General features: G+C 70.0%; 24 protein-coding genes and 2 pseudogenes. 12 read left to right on the forward strand and 14 right to left on the reverse strand.

The features are described 5' to 3' along the window. Positions 1-92: 92 nt before the first annotated feature. The 3 genes and pseudogenes from ABZU99_RS30350 (at position 93) to ABZU99_RS30360 (ending at position 2,150) form a co-directional block, all read left to right on the forward strand. Positions 93-1,214: an ABC transporter permease gene (locus ABZU99_RS30350; protein ID WP_355942237.1), complete on the forward strand. Its 1,122-nt coding sequence runs from the start codon at positions 93-95 to the stop codon at positions 1,212-1,214. An 84-nt stretch (positions 1,215-1,298) separates the two neighbouring features. Then, positions 1,299-1,534: pseudogene (locus ABZU99_RS30355) on the forward strand (ABC transporter permease); the annotation flags it as partial. 73 nt (positions 1,535-1,607) lie between these two features. After that, a complete protein-coding gene (locus tag ABZU99_RS30360; RefSeq protein WP_355942234.1) occupies positions 1,608-2,150 on the forward strand; it encodes a hypothetical protein in 543 nt (180 codons plus the stop codon). 3 nt (positions 2,151-2,153) lie between these two features. Here the strand turns inward: ABZU99_RS30360 and ABZU99_RS30365 are convergent, their stop codons facing one another. Next, complete coding sequence (locus tag ABZU99_RS30365) at positions 2,154-2,780, reverse strand: pentapeptide repeat-containing protein (RefSeq protein WP_356050238.1); 627 nt, start codon at positions 2,778-2,780, stop codon at positions 2,154-2,156. 417 nt (positions 2,781-3,197) lie between these two features. Here ABZU99_RS30365 and ABZU99_RS30370 point away from each other — a divergent pair, with 417 nt between their 5' ends. Then, positions 3,198-3,560: a hypothetical protein gene (locus ABZU99_RS30370; RefSeq protein ID WP_356050237.1), complete on the forward strand. Its 363-nt coding sequence runs from the start codon at positions 3,198-3,200 to the stop codon at positions 3,558-3,560. An 88-nt stretch (positions 3,561-3,648) separates the two neighbouring features. Then, positions 3,649-4,218 (forward strand): annotated as a pseudogene (locus ABZU99_RS30375) (hypothetical protein); the annotation flags it as partial. Positions 4,219-4,340: 122 nt separating this feature from the next. Here ABZU99_RS30375 and ABZU99_RS30380 read toward each other — a convergent pair. The 13 genes from ABZU99_RS30380 to ABZU99_RS30440 form a co-directional block, all read right to left on the reverse strand. Continuing rightward, positions 4,341-4,721 (reverse strand): TraR/DksA C4-type zinc finger protein, encoded by a 381-nt coding sequence (locus ABZU99_RS30380; RefSeq protein ID WP_356050236.1) that lies wholly within the window; start codon positions 4,719-4,721, stop codon positions 4,341-4,343. A 118-nt stretch (positions 4,722-4,839) separates the two neighbouring features. Beyond that, positions 4,840-6,189, reverse strand: a complete 1,350-nt coding sequence (locus tag ABZU99_RS30385; protein WP_355942225.1) for an MFS transporter — start codon at positions 6,187-6,189, stop codon at positions 4,840-4,842. A 236-nt stretch (positions 6,190-6,425) separates the two neighbouring features. Further along, the gene (locus tag ABZU99_RS30390; RefSeq protein ID WP_356050235.1) at positions 6,426-6,896 is read right to left on the reverse strand and encodes an RpiB/LacA/LacB family sugar-phosphate isomerase; all 471 of its coding nucleotides are present in this window, start codon (positions 6,894-6,896) and stop codon (positions 6,426-6,428) included. Between the two features lie 201 nt (positions 6,897-7,097). Next, entirely contained in the window at positions 7,098-8,129 is a 1,032-nt protein-coding gene (locus ABZU99_RS30395) for a LacI family DNA-binding transcriptional regulator (protein WP_356050234.1), read from the reverse strand. A gap of 109 nt (positions 8,130-8,238) precedes the next feature. Then, positions 8,239-9,282, reverse strand: coding sequence for a pentapeptide repeat-containing protein (locus ABZU99_RS30400; RefSeq protein WP_356050233.1), 1,044 nt, complete (start codon positions 9,280-9,282; stop codon positions 8,239-8,241). Between the two features lie 18 nt (positions 9,283-9,300). Beyond that, positions 9,301-10,266, reverse strand: coding sequence for a sensor histidine kinase (locus tag ABZU99_RS30405; protein ID WP_356050232.1), 966 nt, complete (start codon positions 10,264-10,266; stop codon positions 9,301-9,303). Continuing rightward, positions 10,263-10,607: an STAS domain-containing protein gene (locus ABZU99_RS30410; RefSeq protein WP_355942210.1), complete on the reverse strand. Its 345-nt coding sequence runs from the start codon at positions 10,605-10,607 to the stop codon at positions 10,263-10,265. The genes ABZU99_RS30405 and ABZU99_RS30410 overlap by 4 nt, the downstream gene beginning before the upstream one ends. 218 nt (positions 10,608-10,825) lie before the next feature. After that, positions 10,826-13,621, reverse strand: a complete 2,796-nt coding sequence (locus ABZU99_RS30415) for a BTAD domain-containing putative transcriptional regulator (RefSeq protein WP_355942207.1) — start codon at positions 13,619-13,621, stop codon at positions 10,826-10,828. A gap of 115 nt (positions 13,622-13,736) precedes the next feature. Next, the gene (locus tag ABZU99_RS30420; RefSeq protein WP_356050231.1) at positions 13,737-15,080 is read right to left on the reverse strand and encodes a monooxygenase; all 1,344 of its coding nucleotides are present in this window, start codon (positions 15,078-15,080) and stop codon (positions 13,737-13,739) included. Positions 15,081-15,229: 149 nt separating this feature from the next. Beyond that, positions 15,230-15,418, reverse strand: coding sequence for a DUF397 domain-containing protein (locus ABZU99_RS30425; protein WP_356050230.1), 189 nt, complete (start codon positions 15,416-15,418; stop codon positions 15,230-15,232). Then, a complete protein-coding gene (locus ABZU99_RS30430; RefSeq protein WP_356050229.1) occupies positions 15,405-16,589 on the reverse strand; it encodes a helix-turn-helix transcriptional regulator in 1,185 nt (394 codons plus the stop codon). Before ABZU99_RS30430 ends, ABZU99_RS30425 begins: the two co-directional genes overlap by 14 nt. Positions 16,590-16,717: 128 nt before the next feature. Then, a complete protein-coding gene (locus tag ABZU99_RS30435; RefSeq protein WP_355942195.1) occupies positions 16,718-17,173 on the reverse strand; it encodes an ATP-binding protein in 456 nt (151 codons plus the stop codon). Between the two features lie 588 nt (positions 17,174-17,761). Further along, complete coding sequence (locus tag ABZU99_RS30440) at positions 17,762-18,820, reverse strand: hypothetical protein (RefSeq protein ID WP_356050227.1); 1,059 nt, start codon at positions 18,818-18,820, stop codon at positions 17,762-17,764. Positions 18,821-19,078: 258 nt separating this feature from the next. Between ABZU99_RS30440 and ABZU99_RS30445 the strand changes: the two genes are divergently transcribed. The 7 genes from ABZU99_RS30445 (at position 19,079) to ABZU99_RS30475 (ending at position 24,223) form a co-directional block, all read left to right on the forward strand. Further along, a complete protein-coding gene (locus ABZU99_RS30445) occupies positions 19,079-19,531 on the forward strand; it encodes a hypothetical protein (RefSeq protein WP_356050226.1) in 453 nt (150 codons plus the stop codon). A gap of 105 nt (positions 19,532-19,636) precedes the next feature. Then, on the forward strand, positions 19,637-20,578 hold the full coding sequence (locus ABZU99_RS30450) for a hypothetical protein (RefSeq protein WP_356050225.1): 942 nt from the start codon (positions 19,637-19,639) through the stop codon (positions 20,576-20,578). A gap of 240 nt (positions 20,579-20,818) precedes the next feature. Then, entirely contained in the window at positions 20,819-21,088 is a 270-nt protein-coding gene (locus ABZU99_RS30455; protein ID WP_356050224.1) for a hypothetical protein, read from the forward strand. Positions 21,089-21,097: 9 nt separating this feature from the next. Next, positions 21,098-21,496, forward strand: coding sequence for a DUF4186 domain-containing protein (locus tag ABZU99_RS30460; protein WP_355942182.1), 399 nt, complete (start codon positions 21,098-21,100; stop codon positions 21,494-21,496). A gap of 358 nt (positions 21,497-21,854) precedes the next feature. Further along, positions 21,855-22,061: a hypothetical protein gene (locus ABZU99_RS30465; protein ID WP_355942179.1), complete on the forward strand. Its 207-nt coding sequence runs from the start codon at positions 21,855-21,857 to the stop codon at positions 22,059-22,061. Positions 22,062-22,145: 84 nt separating this feature from the next. Continuing rightward, on the forward strand, positions 22,146-23,465 hold the full coding sequence (locus ABZU99_RS30470; RefSeq protein ID WP_356050223.1) for a phosphatase PAP2 family protein: 1,320 nt from the start codon (positions 22,146-22,148) through the stop codon (positions 23,463-23,465). A 530-nt stretch (positions 23,466-23,995) separates the two neighbouring features. Next, on the forward strand, positions 23,996-24,223 hold the full coding sequence (locus ABZU99_RS30475) for an alpha/beta fold hydrolase (RefSeq protein WP_356050222.1): 228 nt from the start codon (positions 23,996-23,998) through the stop codon (positions 24,221-24,223). The last annotated feature ends 136 nt before the right edge of the window (positions 24,224-24,359 follow it).

Genomic DNA, 24,359 nt, shown 5'->3' on the forward strand with positions numbered 1-24,359 from the left:
ATACACCCGTGTATCCGATGCGCGACTGCATCCGATACAGTTATGTATCGCAACCGCCGGACGATCCAGACGCCGTGAGGAAGTGCAGGTCAGTGAGCCAGACGAACACGGAGGACCAGGAGACCCCGAGGCGAAGCCCGGAGCCGGACGAGGAACGGCCGCAACCCGGCCGCCCGAAACCAACCGGGTTCCGGGCCGAGCTGCGGGGCGCGGCCGCACCCCGCATGGTGGTCCTCGTCCTGGGAGCCCTCCTGCTCCAGCTGGGATTCGTGCTCTCCTACGTGGGCGCGTTCCACCACCCCGAGCCCCACCGGATCCCGGTCACGGTCGTGGCGCCGCAGCAGATGTCCCCGGACGTCGTCGGGAAACTCAACGCGATACCCGGCCACCCGTTGAAGGCCACCGCGGCCGCCGATGAATCCACGGCCCGCGCGCAGCTGCGTACGGGAGACATCAAGGGCGCACTGATCGTGAGCCCCACCTCCCGCACCGACACCCTGCTGGTGGCCGGCGGCGGGGGCGCCTCCACGGCGAACGCGCTGGAATCGGTGATCACCCAGGCCGAGAAGGCCCAGCACCGCACCGCGTCGGTCGTCGACGCGGTACCGGCGCAGGCGGGTGACGCCCGGGGGCTCAGCGGCTTCTATCTCGTCGTGGGATGGACCGTCGGCGGATATCTGTTCGCCGGACTCCTGGGCGTGTCAAAGGGCGCCCGGCCGGCCACCGTACGCCGCGCCGCGCAGCGTCTGCTGGCGGCCGTTCCGTACGCCGTCCTGTCCGGCCTGGGTGGTGCGGCGATCGTGGACCCCCTGCTCGGAGCCCTGACCGGTCACTTCCTCGCCCTGTGGGGGATCGGCGCGCTGGTCGTCCTCGGCGCCGCGGCCGTGACGATCGCCCTCCAGGTCCTCTTCGGCGTGCTGGGGATCGGGGTGACGGTGCTGCTGTTCGTGGTGCTCGGCAACCCCAGTGCCGGTGGCGCCTACGGGCCCGAACTGCTGCCGCCGTTCTGGCGGGCCATCAGCTCCGCCCTCCCCAACGGCGCGGCAACCCACGCCGTACGCCACATCATGTACTTCTCCGGCCACGACATCGCCGCGAACCTGGCGGTTCTGGTCGCCTACGCGCTCGGTGGGGTGGTGGTCACCCTTGTGGCGGCCACCTTGATACACCGACGCCTGTCGCCCGAGATGGACCCGGCCGGCGCCCGCGCCTGACCGGACCACTTCTCCGCCCCGGACGGGAAGCCCACCGCAGGGCTCCCGTCCGGGGCGGCTTTCGTTGACCGCCGGGGCTCTGCCGTTTTGGACCTCGACGTCCAGGGCTCGCCGTGGCTCCTGCTGGTCATCGCCCTCCTCGACGCGTTGCTCGGGACGGCGCCCGGGCTGTTCGTCCCGGCCTTCACCGCATCAAAGTTCCAGGCCGTGCAGTTCCCGCCGGCCGTGCTCTTCCCGCAGCTTCTGCTGTGCGGGCTCTTCGCGCCGAGGGAATCCATGCGCCCTGTCTTGACGCCGTCTCGGACGTGCTGCCCATGTCGGGCGCGGCCACGCTCCGCCGCCGCAGGGCCTGACCCCGCCGCCCCCGCCGCCCCGCCGTCTAAGGTGACGGTCATGTTCAAGTCAGGGGTGGGGTTCTTCGCGCTGTTCGGGCTCGGCTGGTGGCTGATGGGCGCGAGCGCATTCGGGGGGTGGGTGTGGCTGGTCGTGATCGCGGCCGGCTGCGCCGTGACGGTGGGGCTGATGCTCGCCGCGCGCCGGGTGCTGCAAGCCCCGGCAGGCGGGCCGTTGCCCGTCGACCGGCGCCGACGGTTCCACCAGATCAACGGTCTTCAGTGGCTGCTGATCGTTGCCATCGCCGTGGTGTGCGGCCGTGCGGGGGTGCCGGTCCTCATACCCCCGATGGTGGCGCTCATCGTCGGGCTGCACTTCCTGCCGTTGGCGGCGGTGTTCGCGCAGCCCCGGCTGCGGATACCGGCGGCCCTGCTGATCGCGGCCGGCGCGGTCGGCCTGACCGTGTGGCTCGCGGACGGCCCGGACCGGGCGGTCCCCCTGGTGGTGGGCCTCAGCTCCGCACTCGCCCTGTGGGGCACGGCCGGCTGGACGGTGATGGGGGTGGCATCGGCGGTGAACTCCCCGGCCGACGCGGACCGTTGATGGTCAGCTGCCCGGCTGCCCGGGGTGTGGGCCGCCCAGGGCGAGATGGTTCGTGCAGGACATCCTGGCGTCCGACCGGGAGCCGTCCGGGCACACGACGTTCTCCCAGCTCGTCCGCGAAACATCGGCCCCCCGCATCCGCGCGCCACGCAGATCCGACTCGGACAGGGCGGCCCCGGCGAGATCGGCGTCGCGCAGGTCCGCCGTGGTGAAGTCGACGTGGCTGAGGGATGCCGCACGCAGATCGGCGCCTGCCAGGTGTGCCCCGCCGAGGCTGACGTTCGTGAGGAGCGCCTTGCCGAGCTCGGCCCCGCTCAGGTCGGCGCCGCGCAGGTCGACCTCCGACAGAGTGGCGGAGGTGAGCTTGGCGCGGCGGAGGTCGGCGTTGCGCAGGTCGACGTTCTCCAGCGACGCGCCGGACAGTCGTGCCGCGTAGAGGTTGCCGCGACTCAGGTTCGCCTCGGACACCAGCCCGGTCAGCTCAGCGCGTTCGAGATCGACGCAGCGCAGTGTCTTCTGCCAGAGCTCGGACCCGGCGACGGTGCGGGCGGAGAGGTCCTTGCCCGTGCGGTGGGGACAGCTGCGGCCATGCTTGTCCTGCCCGCAGCCGATGAGGAAGGCGGCGGACACGGCGGCGGCGAGGACGCACGAGAGCGAACGAGGTCAACGCGTGTTCATGGGCCATCCCTGCCGCCGCGTGGTCGCGGAGTGCCGAGCAGTACGGGGAGGGGCGCGGGTCCGTTGCTCCGGGATATCCGGACCGGCGCCTTCCGTGAGTGTAGACGAGCGTGGAGAGACGGAGTAGAAGTGGCGTGGTCCTCGCGTGTTGCCGCCCGGACGGCGGCACGGTGGCGGCATCGACGAGGACGTCCGAGCCGGGACGCGAAGCCCGCTGACGCACGAACAAGGGCCCGCTCCGTCAGGTGGAGGGAGCGGGCCCTCGTGCGCCTACTCGGTCACCATTCCATCACAACGCCTCCACGGCACTCCCACACCGCCCCCGCACGCCGCATGATGCACCCCACCATCCACGCACCTGGGGGACAGATGCGCACTCACAGCACCGCGGCCGCGGCCGTCGTCGCCACCACCACCCTCCTGCTCACCGGCTGCTCCGCCGTCGGCGGCTCCAACGACAAACGCGTTCCGCCCGGCGCCCCGGCGTCCGCCGTCGAGGCCGGGCTCAGCAAGGCCGAGATCACCCAGCGCTGCGTCGACGCCATCGTCGAGCGAGCCGCCGCCACCAGGGGCGGTGCCGTGCGCTCCAGCCCCGTCCCCAAGCCGTGCACCCCGTTGTCGGACGACGAGTACCTCGACGCATACATGGACGGACTCCACGAGGCCCAAAAGGACGCGCGGGAGAAGCTGGACGATCGGACCGAAGAGCCGGCCGGCGCCACGGCGGGCTGAGGCATGCGTGCCCGGGACCGGCGGGCCGGCCCCGGGCATGGCGAATATCCGTTCGAGGCAGACGCTTGGCCCTGCTGGCGTGCGTCGCGTGGCGAAACTCAATCAGGTCATCGCAGTGGAGAAGGGCGTCAAGGCCAAGACGCGGCAGGACCTGACGGCTGCCCAGCGTGGGCTGGACAAGCCGGCGCTGCTGGCCGGTATCTCCCGGACGTACCAGCCGAAGGACGAGGAGGGCGAGCACCTTCCGCCCGAGTCCACGCGTGTGCAGGTCAAGGCGGAGGACGTGCTCCGCGACACCGCGGCGACCCTGGCCCGGCTGTTCGATGTCACCGCCGCCAAGGACTGGGCGAACTGTGACGCGCGCGCGGACATCGAGGTCGAAGGCCGTACGCTGCTGCGCGATGTGCCCGTCTCGTACCTGCTGTTCCTGGAGAAGCAGCTGACCGACCTCGGCGCCTTCATCCGCAAGCTGCCCACCCTCGACGCCGCCGACTCGTGGTCGCTGGACCCGTCGAGGGACGCCTGGAAGACCGATGCCGTGCGGACCGCCGGTACGAAGAAGGTGCCGCGCAACCACGTGAAGGCGGAGGCCACGGACAAGCACCCGGCGCAGGTCGAGGTGTACTACGAGGACATCCCCGTCGGCTACTGCACGACGACATCACAGTGACCCGCCCCCGAATGTCCGGGCGTGCGCATGCGGGCGGCATCACAGGGCCCGGGGATGGTCAAACCCTCGGGCCCGCTTCGCGCGCCCGGATCCACCTCCGCTCACCCCGGTCAGCGCGGGCGGGCCGCGGCGCAGCGTACGCAGGTGTTCGCCGCCGGGCGCACTTCCAGACGCTCCGCCGGGATCGGCTCACCGCACTTTTCGCACCGTCCGTAGTCGCCTCGCTCCAGCCGTTCCAGCGCTTGATCCAGGTCGGCCAGGTGGTCGCGCGCCTGTGCCAGCAAGGCGGCGACATGGGCTCGCTCGAAGGCGGTGCTCGACCCCTCCGGGTCGTGCTCGTCGTCGACCGCCACCAGGGCATTCGCCTGGACGATCCCCTCGAATTCACGACTCAGCGCCGCGATCAGCGCGCTCGTGCCGACCCGCTCGGTCGCCAGTCGCTCGCGGACGGCGTCACGATCGATCGGGGAGAAACAGGCATCACCGGACATACCGCTCACTCGTGCGACAACATCGGCGTCCGGGTACGCATTCCCCCGGACCCGTCCATGGCCTGTGACGTGCGACCCCGCACGTCACAGGCCATGGACTCACCGTGGCGGCGGACGGTCAGTGGTGTTGCTCGGCGGAAGAGGGGGCGGGGACGTCAACCAGCCGCTCCGCCGTGGCCGGGGCGGCCGCGCGCTGCTCGGGGCCCCAGGTCTCGCGCGTGCACAGCACGCCGAGGAGGCCCACCATGCCGACGCACACATAGAACCCCGCGGGCCCGGTCCATCCGAAGGACCCCGCCAGCAGGACGGCGAGGAACGGGGCGAAGCCGGCCACCGACGCCGCCGTCTGGTATCCCAGCGAGGCTCCGGACGTCCGCGTGCTCGTGGTGAACAGTTCGGCGAACCAGGCTGCCTGGGTGCCGGTCAACGCGGCGTGGATCACGCCGATGGCGATCAGGAAGATCAACACGATCGGCACGGGCGCCCCCGTGTTGGCCATCAGGTACATCGGGAAGCCGAAGATCACTGCCAGCACACACGCCACGAGATAGACCGTGCGGCGTCCCACCCGGTCGGTGAGCGCGCCGGAGAGCACCGTGGTGGCCACGGCGAGCAGGCTGGCGGTGACGACACCGGCGAGCGCCACGCCGCGGTCGTCGGGGTTGCGGTCGGTGATGTACGACAAGAGGTAGGTCGCCGTCAGGTAGTAGGCGCAGGACTCGACGACCCGCAGCGCGATGATGCGCAGGATATTGCGCCAGTCGTCGCGCACCACCTTCAGCAGCGGGTTGCGGACCGTGTTTCCCTTCGCCTTGGCGGCCTCGAACTCGGGGGACTCGGACAGCTTCATCCGGACGACCACTCCGACCGCGATCAGCAGGGCGCTGGCCAGGAAGGGCAGCCGCCAGGCCCAGTCACTGTCGAGGGAGGAGGACAGGAGGAAGGCGATGTTGGCGAGGGCGATGCCCAGCGGGTTGCCGGCCTGCGGTATCGCCGAGTACAGGCCGCGGCGCCTGCGGGGCGCGTGCTCGTACGTCATCATCACGGCGCTGCCCCATTCGGCGCCGAACGCCAGACCCTGGACGCAGCGGGTGATCACCAGCAGGACGGGGGCGGCCACTCCGACCTGCTGATAGGTGGGCAGCAGGCCGATCAGCACGGTCGCGATGCCCATCGTCAGCAGGGCGCCGACCAGGACCGGCTTGCGGCCGTGCCGGTCTCCGAGGTAGCCGCCGACGGCCCCGCCGATCGGGCGCATGAGAAAGCCGACGCCGAGGGTGACGAAGGCCAGCAGGGTGCCGACCACCGGGTCCGAGTTGGGGAAGAACGCATCGCCGAAGTAGAGAGCGGACGCGGTGCCGTAGGCGACGAAGTCGTAGTTCTCGACGCAGGTGCCGGCGGCGGACGCCAGGGCTGTTCTGACGCGTCCTGGTGCGGGCGAGGTCGACGGTGGGGTGGGAGCGCTCATGCCGGTCTCCTTTGATCGGGTATGCGCCGGAGCGGTGGAATCGACAAGTCGATTCATAGGGGAGTCAGCCGGCACAGAGGCGTGCCGGTGAAATCGCGCGGGATGCCGGTGGCTCGACGGCATGCGGCTTACGACGTGCGTGACGCGGCAGGTGGCCGGTCTCGCAGGGCAGGCCGAGTGGGGGAGGCCGAGCCAGGCGGGGGAGTGGGCCGAGACAGCCCGGGGCAGGTGAACGGTCAGAGCTGGTCGGCGAGCTCGCGGGCCGACCGCAGTTCCAGCTCACGGAGCTTTGCCACGCGGCGCACGGTGTCGGTGTCGTCGTCGAACCTCGCGCCCAGGAATGCCTCCAGGACCTCGGTGGCCATCTTCGGCCCGATGAGCCACGCGCCCATCGCGATCGCGTTGGCATCGTCGTGCTCGACGGCCTGGTGAGCCGAGTACACGTCGTGTCCGAGGCCGCAGCGGATTCCGGCGATCTTGTTGGCGGCCATGAGTGCTCCCGCACCCGTGCCGCACACCAGCACGGCGCGGTCGGCGTCACCGCTGCGCACCGCGTCGCAGGTGGCGAAGGTGATGTCGGGGAAATCGACAGGAGCGTCGGTGTCGGGACCGCGGTCGATGACCTCATGTCCCAGGCGCCGCAGCTCCTGGCGGACATGTTCCTTGAGTGCCAGTCCGGCGTGGTCGTTGCCCAGTGCGATGCGCATGGTCGGCCCTTCGTGGTGAAGTGTGAGCGGGTCACGAAACCCGCGGTGATGGACGGATGGAAGCCACGGCATGGCGGCGCATGACGGCAGGCGAGGCGGGCACGGCGGCCTCGCGGCGCGCACCGGGCAGGTGGGATCCTCGGCCGAGCACGGCTGCCCGGTGACCGGGTTGGAGGAGGTTGCGGGAGTCGGGGGAGTGGGTCAGGTGGCCGTGTGCGCGACCGCGGTCTTCGCTCGGACCGTTGATGACTGGCGGGGGATGAGCCGCATCGGCAGGACGACCGACTCGGCCGTGCCACCGTTGATGACGTCGAGCAGGAGCCGCATCGCGGTCGCCCCCAACGCCCGGGCGTCATGGGCCACCACGGTGAGCGGCGGATCGAGTTCGCCGAACCACTCGATGTCGTCGAAGGCGACCAAGGCCAGATCATGGCCGATGCGCAGGCCACGACGCCGTACCTCCGTCAGGGCGCCGACCGCCATCAGGCTGTCGACGGCAAGCAGCGCTGTCGGGGGCCGCCTGCTCGAGAGCAGTTTCGCGCCCGCCGCGCCGCCGCTCGCCCTGCGGAAGTCTCCTCCGACGATCAGCTCGGGATCGTCGTCCAGGTCGGATCGGGCGATCGCGTTCAGGAACGCGCTGAGGCGGGCACGCCCGGTGGACACGGACGGCGGGCCGCCGATGTATCCGATACGGGTGTGGCCCTGCGCGACGAGATGGGCCACCGCCAGATCGATGCCCTGTGCGTTGTCGGCGGTCACGCTGGGCACGTCGAACCCCTCGACGGTCCGGTCGACGAAGACCAGCGGCATACGGGCCTGTTCCAGAGTGCGCAGGTTGCCGCACCCTTCCCCTTGTGGGGCGATGATGACGCCGTCCACGCGCTGGGTGAGGAACGCGTCCAGATAGGTGTCCTGTTGCGCGGTGTCCTCATTGGCGTTGGCCAGCAGGGTGACGTACGACGAGGCGAGTGCGGTCTGCTCGGCGCCGTGTGCGATGTCTGCGAAGAACGGGTTGCGTACGTCGGAGACAAGGAGCCCCACCGCATGGCTGCGGGCCGATCGCAAGGCGCGTGCCCGAGCGTCCAGCCGGTAGCCGAGTTCGGCGGCCGCCGCCTGTACACGTTCGCGTGCCGCGGCCGAGGTGGCCGGACTGCCGGAAAGCACCCTCGATGCGGTTCCCACGGAGACGCCTGCGCGCGCGGCGACGTCCTTGAGGGTAACGGTGGCGTCCACATGTGGCCTTTCCCTGCGGCGGCTGCTCGGAATCGATTCCATGGAATCGATTCCACCCGGGATCTTGATGGACGTTCGCACCAGCGTCAAGACTTCGGACAGGGATACTTCACTGGCGAGGCCACGGGCGGCGCTCGTGAACCGGCTTTTTTGGCGCGGAACACCGCCCGGCGAAGTGGCAGAGGCCATGCTCACCCATGCCGACCGCCGGGTGCGGACCGCGCTCGCCGAGAGCCGGACCTCCGCCCCCGCACTTCGTCGCCACCGCCTGACAGATGATCGTCAACGCCGCACAGCCGGAGAAGGCCCCGGTCGAGGCGGTGCTCCCGAAGGAATGCACCGTCATGTGATCGAAGGCGGAGGGGCCCAAGATGGCGTCGTCGAAGGACGTGTCACCGTGGAAGGTGGTATGGCGCAGACTCGCGCGGCCGGTGAAACGCGTGCCGTCGAACTCGGCCACTCCATGGAAGGTCGCGTGGTCGAACCCGCTCTCCTCGGAGAACACCGCCCCGGTGAACGTCGTGTTCCCGTGAAAGACCGCGTGATCGAAGGTGGCACCTTTGGAGAATCTTGACTTCGCGAACGAGGCGCCGTCCGTGAAGACGGCGTGGTCGAAGCCGGCCGGTTCGGAGAACCGCGCCCTGGCGAATGAGATTCTCTCGGCGAAGACCGTCTCCGTGAACCTCGCCGCGCCGAACCGGGCCGTGCCGCTCACCGGCTCCCGCAGGGCGTCCAGGAGTTCCTCCAGCGCCTCGGCGGTGAACTCGGTGCCGGATACGTCGATGGCGTCACCCGCCCGGAGCCCGGACAGATACGCCGCGCGCTCGGAGGGCGCCGGGTGTCGCAGGCAGTCGTGGTGGCCGGGTACGCGGATTCCACGGCAGCCCACCGGATCGTCCGAGGACGCCTCGAAGCCGCAGTGCGGCCATGTGGGAACACTGAAGGGGTCGGATACGGCGAGCCGGAGCAGCCTGAGCTCGTGAGCGAAAAGGAAGGCGTCGCCCCGGGCCGCCTCGTCCTCCTCGGCAGGCGGAACGAACCACGGCGCCCAGTGTGCCCCGATCCGGCTCAGCAGCCCGTCCCGCACACCCCGGGAGACCACCGGCACCAAGACGGGGGAGGAGCCCGGGGCGCGGAGTGCCGCGCGGTGCACCCCGACCGTAAGCCTCGGTCAGGCGCAGGTCCGCAGCCGCACGGTGGTGCCCTTCGACCCCGTCCGCACGCGCACGGTGTCGCACAGCATCCCGACTCCCCACAGTCCGAATCCGGCCTCCAGGGCGGACTCCGGCGGGGCCCAGGTGAGCAACTCCTCGGGCTGCCAGTGGCCGGAGTCGGTGATTTCGCAGATCAGGCCGTCGTCCGGCCAGGCGCGCAGCGTGACCGGTGCGCTGCCGTGGCGGATGGCGTTGGCGGCCACCTCGGTCACCGCCACGAGCAGGTTGTGCAGGGCGTCGCCCGCGACCCCGCAGCGCTTGGCCTGCTCGGCGACGAAGGCCCGTACGGTGTGCAGGTCGGTGGGCCGGATCTGCATCGAGGCGGCGGAGTGCGGGGAGGGCGGCAGGGGCTCCCGGTCAATGGCGGAGACGAAGGCCTCGGGCTCCACGTAGTCCGGGTTCTCCCGCAGTGACCCGCTCTCGAACATCTTCGGGTGGGTCTGGCGTACCGCCGCGATGGCCTCAGGGGTGAGGTGCTCGGCGTTGTAACAGCAGAAACCACGGAAATCGTTGCTCGCGAAGGCCAGGTTGACGATCGAGTCGTACCGCATCCACTCCTTCACATCCGGCTTGTTCGACCAGTCGTCCGCTACCAGCACCCACGCCGGGCGTGATCCCAGCGTCTTGGCGACGGCGGTGAAGGCGGCCATGGCCCGGACGGGGTTCTTGTAGAGCTCCGACGGGTCCATGAACTGCACGGCCGAGGCATCCCGTCCGAGCGAGTCGCGCAGCACCTCGGTCTCTGTCTTTCCCGCGACCGCGAACGTGGCGTCTCCGGCTTCGACGCCCGCGCGCAGATGGGGAAGGGCCGCGGCGAGGAGCTCGCGCTCGCCGCGGTACAGAAGTCCCTGGTGCTCGAGCGTGTGGTAATGGTCGTTCCGGCCGTCGTTCAAGGGCAGATCCGCATGTGTCCCGGTCGTCATGACATTCCCTTCCGCCCCTGGACGAGCCCGGGCAGACGCTCCCAACCCACCGTCTCGATGAGGTTCGCCACATCGGGTGACAAATTGTCCAGGACGAGCCGGACTCCGCTGTCGCGGCGCTCCACGAAGCCTGTCAGCAAACTCAGAGTGCCGAGGTCGATGAAGCTCAGCCCGGCGAGGTCGAGCCGCACTTCACTGCTCTCGGCCACCAGTGAGGACAGTGCCTCGGTGACGTCGCTGTGCCGCGTGGCATCGAGTTCCCCCTCGATGCGCAGGCTGGGGGGACTGATGGTCCGGGTGATCCGGAAGATTCGCTCGTCCGATTCCGGAATGACTTCCATAAGGGCCTGCCGAGTCCTGGGATGGTGAGTGTGAGCGGAGCCGCGCCTGACCGTAGAGGAGGCCGGGGCCTGCCGGAAGTCCCCGGACCGAAGCGTGCGGTGGGCCTCCCTGGGGTCACGCGCCTGCCAACGGATTGTTCCCCACTTTGCGCGCGGACGGTATAGCGGCGGTAACCCGGCGCACGGGGCCCGCGTCGCCTTCACCACTCGACGGGCCCTCAAAGCGGCGGGGGAGCAAGGGGTTCGGGGCCCATGGGAAGCTTCAGGCAGGCGGGGAAGAACGCGCTCCAGGTGTGCCCCCGCCAGGTCACGTACACCGCGAGGCCCTCTCCCACGACGACGGCGGCGGCGCGCTGCAGATACTCCCGCGCCTCCGGGGTCCTGCCCTGATCGAGCCAGACGAGGCCGATCTCGCGCAGTGCGAAGCCCTCCAGAGCTCCGTCGCCGATCTCCCGCGCGTGCTGGCGGCTTCTCTCCAGGCACGCCCGGGCGTCCTCAAGACGGCCCATACCCCGGTAGGCACGCGCGAGGTTGCCCAGGCCCGACACCAGGGCCAGGCGGTCCCCGGCCTCCCGCGCCAGGTCGAGCTGGCGCGACTGCACGGGAACGGCCTCCTCGTAGACCTCCAGTTCGGCCAGTGCGTCGGCGAGGTTGTGCAGGGAACGCCGCTCCCCGTCACGGTCGCCGATCTCACGCCAGATGGTCAGCGCCGCGTCGAGGCACTGCCGCATCGCGTCGTACTCGCCGTGCAGCCAGTACACGGTGGACAGGTTGTCCAGGCCCCACGCCTCGCTCTCCCGGTCGCCCAGGCGCCGGGCGGTGTGGATGGCCAGCTCGCCCAGAGTCCGCAACTCCCGGGCGCGGGCATGCGGGTAGAGGTACCACTGCATCGGCCGCGTCAGCATCATCGCGAGGCGTGCCGCGGTGTCGGACTGCGTGGCGGCGTGGGTGATGGCGGCCATCAGATTCGCGCGCTCGGTATCCAGCCATGTCTCCGCCTCACGGCGACTCGTGATCGTCTTCGCCGGGCGGGCGGGTGTGGTGGCGTCGTCGGTGTCCGCGGGCTCATCCACGGGCCATGGCAGCCGCGGCGGAACGTCGAGGAACGCCACTGCCTGCTGTGCCGTGGCGAGATAGAAGCGCAGGATGCGCTCGAGTGCCCGGTCGCGCTCGGCCGCCGGTTCCTCGGTACGCACCTGCTCGCGCGCGAAGAGCCGGAGCAGGTCGTGCATCTGGTAGCGGGAAGGGGCCGGGCTGTCCAGCAGATGGGCATCCACCAGCCGTTCGAGTGCGTCCTCGGCCGCCCACCTGTCCACGCCGAGCAGCGCGGCGGCGGCCGGCAGGCTCATGGTCGACCCGGGTACCACGCCGAAGAGCCGGAAGGCACGTGCGGCGTCCTGGTCGAGGGAGTTCTCGCTCTGGCAGAGGGAGTCATAGCTCGCATGGAAGCTCGCGCGCACCGACACGTCGCCCACGCGGATCTCGTCGAGGCGGCTCTGGGCGTCGGTCAGCCGCTGAACGAAGGCGCTCAGGGACCAGCTGGGGCGGGCCGCCAGCCGGGCCCCCACGAGCCGCAGGGCGAGAGGCAGGCCGCCGCACATCCGGATGATCGCGTCCGCCGCGTCGGGGGCCGACGCGACCCGCTCCGGACCGACGAGCCGCTCCAGCAGGCCCGTCGCCTGGTCGTGGAACATGACGCCGAGGTGGAGGTGGGTGGCGCCCTCCAGGGTGGTGAGCATCTCGCGGCTGGTGATCAGTACGGCGCAGCCCGGCCCGGCGGGCGGCAGCGGGCGCAGCTGCTCCACGCCGGCGGCATTGTCGAGAACCATGAGGATGCGGCGATCGGCGACCAGGGACCGGAATTTGGCGGCTGCCTCGTCGGTGTTGGCCGGTATGGCCACATCCGGCACCCCGAGCGTGTTGAGGAACCGCCCGAGCACCTCGGCGGGTTCCAGGGGCGTCAGCCCGGCAGTGGAGCCGTGGAGATCGACGTAGAACTGGCCGTCCGGAAACCGGTCGGCGACCTGGTGGGCCGTGTGGATGGCCAGGGCCGACTTGCCCACCCCGCCGGCGCCGTCGATCGCGGCGATCGTCACCTGCCCCTCGCCACTGCGCTCCAGCAGCTTCTGCAGCACCGAGCTCTCGCTGGTACGGCCGATGAAGGCGGAGCTGATGTGCGGTAGCTCCCTGGGCACCACGGACGGCGGCCGTACCGTGATCTTTGGGGCGTCGGCAGGAGGCTCGGGTTCAAGGAGTAACGAGGTGTCGGCGGTGAGGATCCGCTGATGGAGCTCTTGCAGCGGCGGGCCCGGCTCGATCCCCAGGTCCTCGGCCAGATGGTGACGCAGGTCCCGGTAGGCGGCCAGCGCCTCGGCCTGCCGGCCGGCCCGGTACAGCGCCAGCATCAACTGACCCCGCAGGCCTTCCCGGAGGGGATGCTCGGCCACGAGCGTCTCGAGCTCCTCCAGCACCGCCTCATGGCGGCCGAGCCTCAGCCGGGCCTCGATGAGCAGTTCCCGCGCCTGTGTGTGGCATGCCGACAGGCGTGTGATCTCGGTTTCCACGGCCGGTGCGGGCTGCACATCGGCGAAGGGGGCGTCGTGCCACAGGTCCAGCGCCCGGCCGAGCCGGTCCGTGGCGGTCTCGGCCGCCCCCCGGTCGAGTTCCTGACCGCCCTGCTTGATCAGCTCCACGAACCTGTGCGCGTCGAGCTCGTCCGGTCCGACGTCCAGCCGGTAGCCATGGGCCCGGTATCCGTGCACATGGGTCACCAGGACCCGGCCGGTCTCGTCGCCCAGCGCGCGCCGCACCCGGGAGACATAGCCCTGCAGAAGCTTGCTCACGCTCTGCGGGGGCCGGGTGCCCCACAGCTCCGCGACGAGTCTGTCCGTGGGGACCACCCGATTGGCGTCGCACAGCAGCACCGCCAGCAGCGTCCGCCACTTCCCAGGGGTGAGGGGGATCTGCTCACCGCCGCGCCACAGCCCTAGCGGACCCAGGACCCGATACCGCAATGTGTCCCTCCCCGGGGCGATGAGAACGCGGAGCGCGACGATCCGGGTATTCTCAGGCCGTACTCCCCCGCAGAGCAAGGGAGTACGCATCGCCCCCGGGCCTCCGGGTCCCCGGCTACCGCCGGGCCGGTGACCGCCGGGCCGCCAGCAGCGTTCGCACGACCGTGGCGGGCCGCAGGATCGCGGCCGGCGGGGCCAGCAGGTTCTGCAGGTCGAGCATGACGTCGTGGACCTCCGCCGAGACGTGACTGGCCAGCATCACCTGGCGTACATAGCGGTTGAGCAGGTCGATTCCCGGCGGCTTGGGGCCCACGGTCTCCGGGTACATGAAGTCGCCGCCGGTCGCCAGCTGCCATGGAGAGGCGGCCACCTTGGCGGCCGCGCGATAGTATGCGCGGGCCATCGCCGAGGACGCCGTGCCGGACCGGTCCAGACAGCGGCCGAGCTCCAGCGCCTCCAGAACGGCCACGCTCATGCCCTGCCCGTACAGCGGATTGAAGCTGCACACGGCGTCGCCGATGGCCGCATAGCCCGCCGGGGGCTGCCGCAGCCGCTCGAAGTAGCGCCGACGGGCCTGCGGATAGGTGAACTTGCGGGCATCCTCGTCGCTCACCGGCTTGGCGCGGGCCATCAGTTCGGCGAGGTGCGGGGTCGGCAGCCCGGCGGCGAATGCGGCGAAACCCTCGGGGTCGGCGGGTGCGTGAGCCCCGTGCCAGCCGGCCAGGGTGACCATCCACCGGTCGCCCTCGACGGGGAAGGCGGCGGCCGCCCGCTTGTCGTGCGGCGGGACGGTGGCCATCAGATAGAGCAGTCCGTCGTCGAGCAGCCGGTCGTCGGGGTGGCGGTGCAGCAGCCGGGTGGTGTACCCGACATCGACCTTGACGGTGACCGTCTCGGGCGTCTGGCAGCCGAACGACCGCAGCCACTGGTCCGTCCGCTCACCGCTGCTGCCTGTGGCGTCCACGACCAGGTCGGTGGCCAGCACCTCGCCGCCGTCCAGTTCGACCCCGGTCACCTGGCCCGCGGCGCCGGTCAGCCCGCACACCGCGAGCCGGTCGCGGAGCTCCACACCGGGCAGCGCGGCCACCCGTTTGCGTACCGTGTGCTCCAGAAAGGCGCGGCTGAGACTGATCCCCGGCTTGCCGCTGGGAAAGCGGAGACGGTGAGCGCCCATTTGATGGAATAAAAGGTCGGAGCCGTAGTCGAAGGGCACCGCGCCACCCTCGACCAGCTCATGGCGGAGGCCGGGAAACAGCTCCTCCAGTTTCGCCTGCCCGCTGGTGAGCAATACGTGCACATGGGCGCCCTGAGGCACCGCCCGCCGATCCCGCGCGTCCTCGGGAAAGGCGTCCCGGTCCACCACCGTCACCCGAGCGAACCTGTCACTCAATACGCGCGCGGCGACAAGTCCTCCCATCGAGCCGCCGATGACCACCGCATGCCCGCCGACTTCGCCCATGTGCACCCCTCCTCAAGGAAATCCGCATAAATGCCACGGGAATACGCGGCAGCGGGAGGGGGCCGAGTGTAGGCCCGCGGTGGGCGGGTGTCACCTCCCCGGGAGTGACCTCTTGCGTCGTACCTGGCCGTCGCTTGGTGAGGAGAGGCTCAGCAGCCGTTTCTGACGGCCTGGACGAAGAGTTGCCACTGTGCGCGGCCGAAGCTGAGTGCCGTTCCGTCGGGATCCTTGCTGTCCCGTACGTGAATGAGGCTCTCGGCCTCCGCCACTTCGACACAATTGCCGCCGTTCCCCATGCTGTAGCTGCTCTTACACCACGGAAGCTCAGTCAGGTCCATGGTCCATTTCCTCTTTCACATCGCGTATGAAAACGCGTGAGTCGTCTCGGGAGAGTGCCTTCGACTGGATGAGATTGAAGGCCAACTTGTGCTGTTGGAGCTGGCTGGCGTCATTGGTTGTCTGGCCGCCGATGAACGTCTCCCCGTACAGCACATCCGGGCCTTCCCGGAATCCCATGAGGCGGAACGGGGTCATGCCTCCGGGATGTTCCCGCACGTTGAAAGGGAGCACCTGAAGGTGCACTTTCGGCAGGTCGGCGGTCCGCAGCAAATGCCCCAGCTGCTCGCTCATGACGCTTTTCCCGCCGATGCGGCGGCGCAGCACTCCTTCGTCAAGCGTGATCATGATCTGGGGTGGCTCACGTCTGGTGAGTATGCGCTGCCGGTCGACCCGGGCGCCCACGAACTGCTCGATCTGCAGTTTCGAGGCCACCGGATGGGCCGCGGTGAAGATGGCGCGCGCATAGGCCTCCGTCTGCAGCAGGCCGGGGACGGCGACCGTCTCGAACTCCTGGATGAAGCCCGCCTGTTGTTCGAGCTCGATGACCTGCCAGAACCAGTCCGGGTACGCGGACCGGATGAGCGACGGCCACAGTTTCACCAGCTCGCCGTCGATACCGAGAAGCCGGTCGACCCGTTGCGCGAGGTCGCGTGAGGGCATCTGCTCGCCGTTCTCCACTCGCTGGACCATCGCCGCGGTGCAGTCCGCCCGCTCGGCGAGCTCCCTCGGGGTGAGCCCGGCTGTCAGCCGGTACCGCTGTACCTCGCCACCGAAACGGGCCAGCAGGGACGAGATGGTGTCGCCGGAGGACGCCGCCGGCGCCCCGCTCGTCTCGTCCGCGACGAGAGGCCGGACGGCGTGAGGCAGCCAGGCGACCGTTCCGTCCGGCCTGGGTGCGGCCCACGCGAGGGGAGTGTGGGGCGAGGACGGCGTGGGCTCCTTCAGCCCCGCGGGCATGCGGCTGAGCAGCCCCCAGGCGTACAGGCCAGGGCCTACGGCCGCCGACAGGGCCGCTTCGATGCAGGCGCGCGCACTGTCCTCGGTCGTGCAGGTGCCGCACGGCCCCTGCTGGTGCCGGCTGTTGGACACCTGGTGGATGTCCCACCGGTAGAGGCTTCCGTGCCGTGGTGCGGGAGCGCTCTGCTCCGTGTCGTTCGTTACGCCGTTCACATGTCCTCCCTCGGGATCGCCTACCGAGGCGGCGATGACGTGTCTTCACCGTGCGGGCGCCGAGGCGAGCAGCGGTATATCGGCGGTAAGATTCGCGCGTCGACAGCCGGAGGCCGGGGCGCCGGGGGTCACTGAGGTGGGGGCACGTCGTCCACGCCGCCGTCGAGCGCGAGAGTGCACCACGTGGTCTTGCCGCTGCGCGAGTCCCAGCGCGAACCCCACGCCGACGCGATCGCCTGCACGAGGTACATTCCGCGGCCCTGCTCGTCCTCGGGATCGGCCTGCCGGACCGCGGGGCGTGCGGAGGACCCGTCGGTGACCTCCAGGAGCAGCCGGTCGCCCACTTGCAGCAGATTCACCGTGATCAGAACCTGGGTTCCGTACTTGACGGCGTTTCCGACGAGCTCGCTGGCGAGCAGCGCACAGTCGTCGATGACACGGGACGGGCAGCCCCATGAGGAGAGGGCCGTACGCACGGCCCGGCGCACCCTGCTCACCTCGGCCGGTGCCGGGGGCAGATGGAGGTGCAGATGCCAGTCGAAGGCCAGGTCGCAATCGGCACAAGCGGGCTTGCGGACGCTCATCATCCCGGCCTCTCCGCCGACGGGCCTCCACCGCCGCGCGGTGTCGCGGACTCCGCGGGCAGCCGGCACGTCCTTCCCGGGGCCCCGGACCTCCCCGGTGAAGGCCGCGGGGGAGGAACGCGCCGCGTGAGGGCGGGGGGAGTCAGGCGATGTCATGTCGGCTCCGTATGCCGGACTGAATGGGGTATGCCGGTCGATGAAACGTCTTTAAGGTTGGCCGGTGGTGCGGCGGCGTTGCGTTTCCAGACATGAGTTGCCCTCCGGGTCAGGCGCCGCTGACCGGGCAGCGGGTCTGGGGCACCATGCAGGAGATCAGGAGAGCGGTGGTAAATCGGCAGTAAGCGGCCAACCGCTCGACGCCACTGTTACCGCGCGTACGGGCAGGGAGCGGCGTACGGGCAGGAGCGGCTGTGGGGCATGGAGCCGCTTTGGGGCAGGAGCGGCTTTGGGGCATGGAAACGGCGCCGGCCAGGACGGGGGAACCTGGCCGGCGCCGAGCAGGGGGGCGGGCTGCCGCTGACCGGCACCCGCACTACATAGTTTAACCATGGACCATCGTCCGGCGTGCCCACCCCCCCGCCGGTCTGGTCAGGTGGTGGCGTCGGTGTGCTGCTTGGCGGCGCTGATGATCGGCGGTCGCTGCCGGTGGAGCTGCTCATAGACCCGGACCCGCCGGACCAGCGAGGGAGCGGCGGTCCGCAGCCGTTCCTTGATCTCGTCCGGGGTCATGATGTCGTAGTCCGGCCACGGCTCGCTGCCGCGGAGCCGCGCGATGGCGTTCAGGATCCCGGCCCGGTTGGCGTGGGCGCGCTCGTAGCCCTCGACCACGGTCAGTTCGGCCTGGGAGAGCGTGTGCAGCCGCTCCATGATGTCGATGGCGGTGAGCCGGCCGTAGCGGGGGATCGCCAGCTGCTCCTCCCGGGAGAAGGCGCCTTGGGCCTCCTCGGTCATACGGGCCATGACGGGCACCTCCCGCCCCGCGGTGGTGGTGACGCGCCTCGTCTGCCGCACGCCCGCCTCGGCGGCGGCACGCAGCCGTTCGCCGGCCGCTCGTACCGCGCGGGTGGCCAGGCCCGTCAGGGTTCCGTCGGAGGCGGTGCGGTCGCCGTTGGTGGCGAGCACCAGCGCCCGGGCCTGTCCGTCGATGGTGTACTCCAGCGTCTGCAGGAGATGCTCGTCCTGACGGCGCATCGTGGCGAGCAGGCCGGCGGCCTGTCCGTCCTGAGCCAGGGTGGCGATGCTCAGCCCGGCGCGGCAGACCGCCAGGGCCCGGGCGGTGATCATGTACTGGTGCTCGGCGTTCTTCAGCAGCCGGCGCCCGTCGGTCTGGCGCGGGCCGAGCGGAATCCCATCCGCGATTTTTCCGCCGATCTGCAGGGGCATCCGGGCCGTGTTGATGATTCCCTCGGTGATCATCCGTACGGTCTCGGTGGTGTCCCGCAGAAGGTGGCGCGGGTGAATGTGGCGGATGTGGTCACGGATGCGGGCAAGGTGGTCCTGCCCCTCCATGACATGCCGTTCCAGCATCTGCCGGTGCCGGCCGGCGGGGGTGACGGCCATATCGGCCCGGAAGCGGTCGATGACTGCGGCGTGGGCCTCGAGCGCGTCGTCCAACGCGGGTATGAGCGCGTCCGTCGTCACTGTCATGCGATGCTCCCTTGGAGTTGTCGGCACGGGCTGGTGAGATCGGCCTGCGTGCGGAACGGCTGCCCGCCTCCGTCAGGCTCTTGGACCAGCGTGGGGGAGTCGGCCGAAGGTCGCCCGGCGAGGAGCTTCGCTGGTCCGCCGTCCGGGTGATCGCACAGGCCGATGAGCGCGGGAGTCCCCTCGCGCGGTACCCTGCAGGGGTATTGGGGCCGGTCGGTGCGACCGGCGCGGACGACCAGCCAGGGAAAGGACCAGCGGGTGGTGGGCAGGGGTCAGCGCGGTCGAGGCCGTGCCCCGCTGTTGGCGCTCTGCGCCGCCCTGCTCGGCCTGTTCCTCATGCATGGCGCCCCGGCGAGTGCCGTCGACGGCTGCCACGGGGCCATGCCCATGACGGCCACCGCCACCGCGTACGAGGGCCACCACGCCACCGCGGAAGCGTCCGCGGCCCAGGCCGCTCTCACCAACCGTCCCGGCGCCGGGCGGGCTCAGCCCATGGACGGGGCGGGGACGCACGGGGCGCTGTGCGTCTCGACCCCCGCGCGGGACCGCATCCCGCTGCCGACGACCGGCCTCGTGTCCCTCGTCGCCCTCGCCGGACTGGCCGCGATGTCGTGGGCGGCCGGCCCCTGGAGCCTCGCCCGCACGGGGCTGCGCGCGCCGCCGACAGGCGGAAGAGCACTGCTGCTCCGGATAGGTGTCGCGCGGACGTGACAGGAGCGATGCCGCAACCCGGCCGCGGCCGGGGACCGGCGACCGCGCCCTGCTCACCTCGCGCGCCACCGGCGTGGCGTGCCCACCCGGAAAGACACCATCCGCATGTTCGGTTCCTCTCGATTCACCGCGCGCCGTCGCGCCCTCGCCGCGGCCGGTACGGCCGGGGCCCTCGCGCTGACCCTGGCCGCCTGCGGCTCCTCGAACGACTCCTCGATGTCCGGCATGGACCACGGGCCCAAGCCGTCCGCCTCCTCTCCCTCTGCTCCCTCCGCCTCGGCCACCGCCTCGCCGTCGATGGGCGACATGCCCGGCATGGATCACACGGCGGCCGGCAACGGGCTGGCCGACACCAGGGACGGCTACCGCCTCACCGGCCACGACACCACGCTCCGGGCCGGCAAGCCGGCCACCTACCGGTTCACGGTCACCGGCCCCGGCGGCAAGCCCGTCACCGACTTCGCGCTCGACCAGGCCAAGCGGATGCACTTCTACGCCATCCGCTCCGACCTGTCCGGCTTCCAGCACATCCACCCCACCATGGCCAAGGACGGCACCTGGACCGCCGGCCTCGCCTCCCTGCCCCCCGGCAGCTGGCGCATGTTCGCCTCCTTCACCCCCGGCAGCGGCGCCGGCAAGGGTAGGAACCTCGTCCTCAGCCGCACCGTCACAGTCCCCGGCACGAGCACGAAGACCCCGCTCCCAACGGCAGCCACCACCACCGGGGCCGACGGCTACGACGTGACGGTCCAGGGCAAGCCGATGGCCGGCATGGGGCACCCGCTGACGGTGCGCATCACCAAGGGCGGCAAGCCCGTCACCGATCTCCAGCCCTACCTGGACACCTATGCCCACCTGACCGCCTTCCACGAAGGCGACCAGGCGTTGGCCCACCTCCACCCCGAGACGAAGGTCAACGGTGATCACGGCGGTCCGGAGCTGTCCTTCCACGCCGAACTGCCGGCCCCGGGCAACTGGCGCCTGTTCCTGCAATTCCAGACCGGCGGAAAGCTGCACACCGCCGCGCTGACCCTGCGCGTCGGCTGACCTCTGGCGCCGTCGCCCTGGGCGGGGTCCTGAGTACGCGTACGCAGGACCCCGCCGCTGGGCGGCCGACTCGCCGCCAGCCGTCCTCCCACGTCTGTACCAACGCTCGAGCGCCATGCCGGAGTCTCAGGGGATGGGTCCATGCGCCGGCCGCATGGCAGCGGCCCCGTGGCAAGAAGGCTTACCGTGGGACGTAGCGCAGACACAGTCGGCACACGGAAGCGCGGAGGGAGGCGCGAGGTGTCCGATCCGATGGAGGCCCGCACGGCCGGACGCGTCCGGCATTTCGCCGACGACGGGCACCCCGGCGCCGAGCCCCTCGAGGCGGCGGTGGAAGGCACGCGTTTCGCTGACGAGTTCGGCTACGACATCGATGACCTGCTGCTGTATCGCGCCGCCTGCGCGATGGCGACCAGTGACGCCTTCACCCCCGGCGGCGGTGACGAGCACTTCGCCTGGTGTGCCTCGGTGCTCAATGACTCCGCCGTCGCCGATGCCCTGGAACGGTGACGTCTTTCCGTGGAACGCTCAACGCCCGATCCGACACCTGACGCGCTCGACGAGCGGCTGGCCGCCATCGCGCGCCATCCGTTCCGCGCGAAGTTCCATCTGCGCGGCCGCGACCGGGCCACGGCCGAGCTGAGCGGCCCGTCCACGATGCGATGGCACGCCTATGACCTCATCGCCAAGCGGCTGGCCCCCGCCGAGCCGTACAAGGACGGCAAGCAGACCCCCTACCGAGGCCACCCGGTCTTCGTCGCGCAACACGCGACGGCCACCTGCTGCCGCACCTGCCTCCAGCGCTGGCACCAGATCCCCAAGGGGCGGGAGCTGACCCGAGCCGAGCGCGGCTATGTGGTGGATGTGATCTGCCGCTGGATCGAACGCGAAGTGGCGGGCTCCCCGGGTGCGGACTAGAGGGTGATGGGCCCGCCCTGGAGCACCACGGGCTCGTCGGTGTCCTCCTCCAGGGCCCACTCGATGTCGGCCGGATACCCGAGGACTTCCTCGACGACCTGTCGCAGTGAAGGTTGGGCTTCTCACCGAAGTTTGAGTGGGGAGGCTGGCTGCCAACGTTGAGAAGCTGTGAAACAACCGCCGATCGGTGATGGCTCCCGTGTGCCTGCCGGGGCCGGTGCTTGAGGCCCTCGTCCGGGGCGAGGGGGACCACGAGGAACTGGTCGCTGTTGTTCGGCGCGTTGGCGGTATGCCAACGTCCCGCCCAGGCTGTCGGTTCACGGCCTTGTGCACACGCTTGAGAGCCACTGGATAACCCGTGACGCCCTCGATGCCCGCCGGGCGTCGGGGGTTTCAGGTCATCCCCGAGACGCTGGACCATCGAGCGCAGGATCGACTGACCTCCGAAACACCCGTGATCAGCGAAACCCACCCGCACCGGTCCGATAGCATGATCGACCTCACGACGATCGCCCTGATCGCCCGTCCTTCACTGGAAAACCATGCTATCAAGCGCGAAGAGTGAGCTATTTAGCCAACATCTAACAAATCGGCCAAACAATTGATATCTATAGCATCACGGGTGCTTTCGAGAATACACCGCGACAGGATGTTCGCCGCGTGGCGTCAACCACGGGCAATGCTGTGGGCCACGGCGGGTGTGGCGGCCCTCGGATTCCTCATCGCGCTGGAGATCGCCGCGCGTCACTACGGCCTGCCGGGGCCGATCACCAACCAGGTGAGAGAGGTGATATTCGCCCCGAAATCGGGTTTCCTGTTGTACGCCGGTATGGCGTTGATGATGGTGGTGCTCACCTGGCGGCAACGGTTCATCGCGGCTGGTGCCGCGATCGGCATCGACGTCGCCTTCTTGCTGGTGCGGTGGGCGGTCGATGCCAAGGTGACCGACGGTCACCCCTTCGGCAACGGCGCGTTGTGGGTGATTCTGGGCTATGCGGTCATCGCCATCACACGCCGCGCCGGCCGGGAACGTGTCCTGATACTGAAGGGCGTCGGGCTGGGCCTGCTGCTGGTGGCCGGCCGCAAGACTGGCGATACCTGGCTGCTCATCACGTCGAAGACCCGCCCGGCGGTGCTCGACCAGTACATGGCAACCGCCGATCAGGCGCTGGGCAACCCGTCGTGGCTGGTAGGCCGGATTGTCACGGCCACCGGCCCGATCGGCGCCCATGTTCTCGACTACGTCTACGTTCAGCTCGCGGTGGCGGCGGTTATCGTCGCGCTGTACCAGCTGCGTAACGTGGCGGTCGAGCGCTGCTTCCCGGGCCATCACCTGGTGCGCACCTTTCTGGTCATCGGCCTGCTCGGGCCGGGCATCTACATGATCTTCCCGGTGGTCGGACCGATCTTCGCCTACGGCGCCGGCGGCGAGCACTGGGCGGTGGCCAACCTGTGGCCGGACACGCCGCCGCCGATCAATACCCCGCACCAGATGCCGTTCGACGAGATCACCCCTCGCAACTGCGTGCCCAGCCTGCACACAGCGTGGGCTACCGCGATCTTCATTCATTCCCGCAAGGGCCCACGGATTCTGCGAGTCGCAGGCGCGTTCTGGCTGATTGCTACGCTCGGCGCAACGCTGGGATTCGGCTACCACTACGGCGTGGATCTCGTTGCCGGCGTGGTGTTTGCGTTCACGATCGAGGCAGCGCTGCGCTCGCTCGACCGTGGCTGGGACCGGCCAGGAATCCGGCTGGTCACCTACGGTGCAACGGTCTTCGCTGTGCTCTTGGTGTCGTATCGCTACCTGCCGGTGGAGATGGCCAGACACCCGTGGGTGTCTGGACCACTTCTCATTCTGGCGATGGGCTCAGTGGTCCACGGTTACGTGCGGACCACCAAGCTGTGGGATCCGAAGGCCGCACCAGCGCAGCAACCGGAACCGCAACCCGAACTTGCCGTCCCCTGAGGAGGCTGCAGGAGTGGGACGGCGCCCCGCGGGCCGAAGCGCGGCAACTCTTTCCTGAACCACCGCAGATACCGCAGTCTTGTCGGCGGAACCCTCTGCAGAAGGCGTTCCGGCAGACGCTCGAGCACCATCGAAGATGGTCGTTGTCCGAGCCGGGGTATTCACCACACTGCTGGCAGTTGGACGTGCTGGGCGGCCAGAGTTCGGGGCCCGTCCGGGATCACGTCGCAGGCGGGCTGTCTTTCGGCATCCTCGGGAACACCAGCGAGCCGAACGCCCGGTCACCTGGGCTGTGATCTGGGAGACGATGAGGTGTCCGTCGCATCCGATGCGGCGGCCCCGGCCGAGGATCCGTCGGAGCAAAGAGGCGTCGCGACCAGAGGCTGCTGCCAGTCGCTCCAGGCTGAGCCGGCCTGCGTGACGTGGAGGTGGCCTCAGGTGAGTGCGCAGCTCAGCGGGGCTGAGGTGGTTTGCGAGGGCGAGGCGGTCGACGTATGAGTCGATGCTCTCGCCGTGGGGGGAGGACGTCGATGGGCAGGCGAACCCTGCCGGAGGGCCGGATCCGGGCGATCACGCACGAGACGCCTCTCATCCACGGCCGGGAGGACCAGATCATCCCGCTGTCCAACTCCGAGCGGCTGGTCCGCCTCATCGAGCGGTCGCGGCTGCACGTCTTCGGGCAGTGCGGTCACTGGGTGCAGATCGAGCACTCGGCGAGGTTCAACCGCCTGGTCGGTGACTTCCTCGCGGAGGGGTGACCCCGTGCCCCGGGACGCCTCGGGGCGCGTGACTCGGGGCGCCTAGTACTCCAGTGTGACTTCGCGATCTTGCTGCGGACCCGGCTGGGAACGGGTACGGCCACCGCGTGATCATCGGTTGGTGTGTGGACAAACG

Origin of the sequence: Streptomyces sp. NPDC005266 (assembly GCF_040607655.1) — a bacterium.
GTDB lineage: Bacteria > Actinomycetota > Actinomycetes > Streptomycetales > Streptomycetaceae > Streptomyces.

What these genes read in the sequence shown, in the direction of transcription:
- ABZU99_RS30360 (WP_355942234.1), top strand. Translation starts at nt 1,608, where the DNA reads ATGTTCAAGTCAGGGGTGGGGTTCTTCGCGCTGTTCGGGCTCGGCTGG.
- ABZU99_RS30370 (WP_356050237.1), top strand. Translation starts at nt 3,198, where the DNA reads ATGCGCACTCACAGCACCGCGGCCGCGGCCGTCGTCGCCACCACCACC.
- ABZU99_RS30380 (WP_356050236.1), bottom strand. Translation starts at nt 4,721, where the DNA reads ATGTCCGGTGATGCCTGTTTCTCCCCGATCGATCGTGACGCCGTCCGC.
- ABZU99_RS30385 (WP_355942225.1), bottom strand. Translation starts at nt 6,189, where the DNA reads ATGAGCGCTCCCACCCCACCGTCGACCTCGCCCGCACCAGGACGCGTC.
- ABZU99_RS30390 (WP_356050235.1), bottom strand. Translation starts at nt 6,896, where the DNA reads ATGCGCATCGCACTGGGCAACGACCACGCCGGACTGGCACTCAAGGAA.
- ABZU99_RS30405 (WP_356050232.1), bottom strand. Translation starts at nt 10,266, where the DNA reads ATGACGACCGGGACACATGCGGATCTGCCCTTGAACGACGGCCGGAAC.
- ABZU99_RS30410 (WP_355942210.1), bottom strand. Translation starts at nt 10,607, where the DNA reads ATGGAAGTCATTCCGGAATCGGACGAGCGAATCTTCCGGATCACCCGG.
- ABZU99_RS30420 (WP_356050231.1), bottom strand. Translation starts at nt 15,080, where the DNA reads ATGGGCGAAGTCGGCGGGCATGCGGTGGTCATCGGCGGCTCGATGGGA.
- ABZU99_RS30425 (WP_356050230.1), bottom strand. Translation starts at nt 15,418, where the DNA reads ATGGACCTGACTGAGCTTCCGTGGTGTAAGAGCAGCTACAGCATGGGG.
- ABZU99_RS30435 (WP_355942195.1), bottom strand. Translation starts at nt 17,173, where the DNA reads ATGAGCGTCCGCAAGCCCGCTTGTGCCGATTGCGACCTGGCCTTCGAC.
- ABZU99_RS30440 (WP_356050227.1), bottom strand. Translation starts at nt 18,820, where the DNA reads ATGACAGTGACGACGGACGCGCTCATACCCGCGTTGGACGACGCGCTC.
- ABZU99_RS30450 (WP_356050225.1), top strand. Translation starts at nt 19,637, where the DNA reads ATGTTCGGTTCCTCTCGATTCACCGCGCGCCGTCGCGCCCTCGCCGCG.
- ABZU99_RS30470 (WP_356050223.1), top strand. Translation starts at nt 22,146, where the DNA reads ATGTTCGCCGCGTGGCGTCAACCACGGGCAATGCTGTGGGCCACGGCG.
- ABZU99_RS30475 (WP_356050222.1), top strand. Translation starts at nt 23,996, where the DNA reads ATGGGCAGGCGAACCCTGCCGGAGGGCCGGATCCGGGCGATCACGCAC.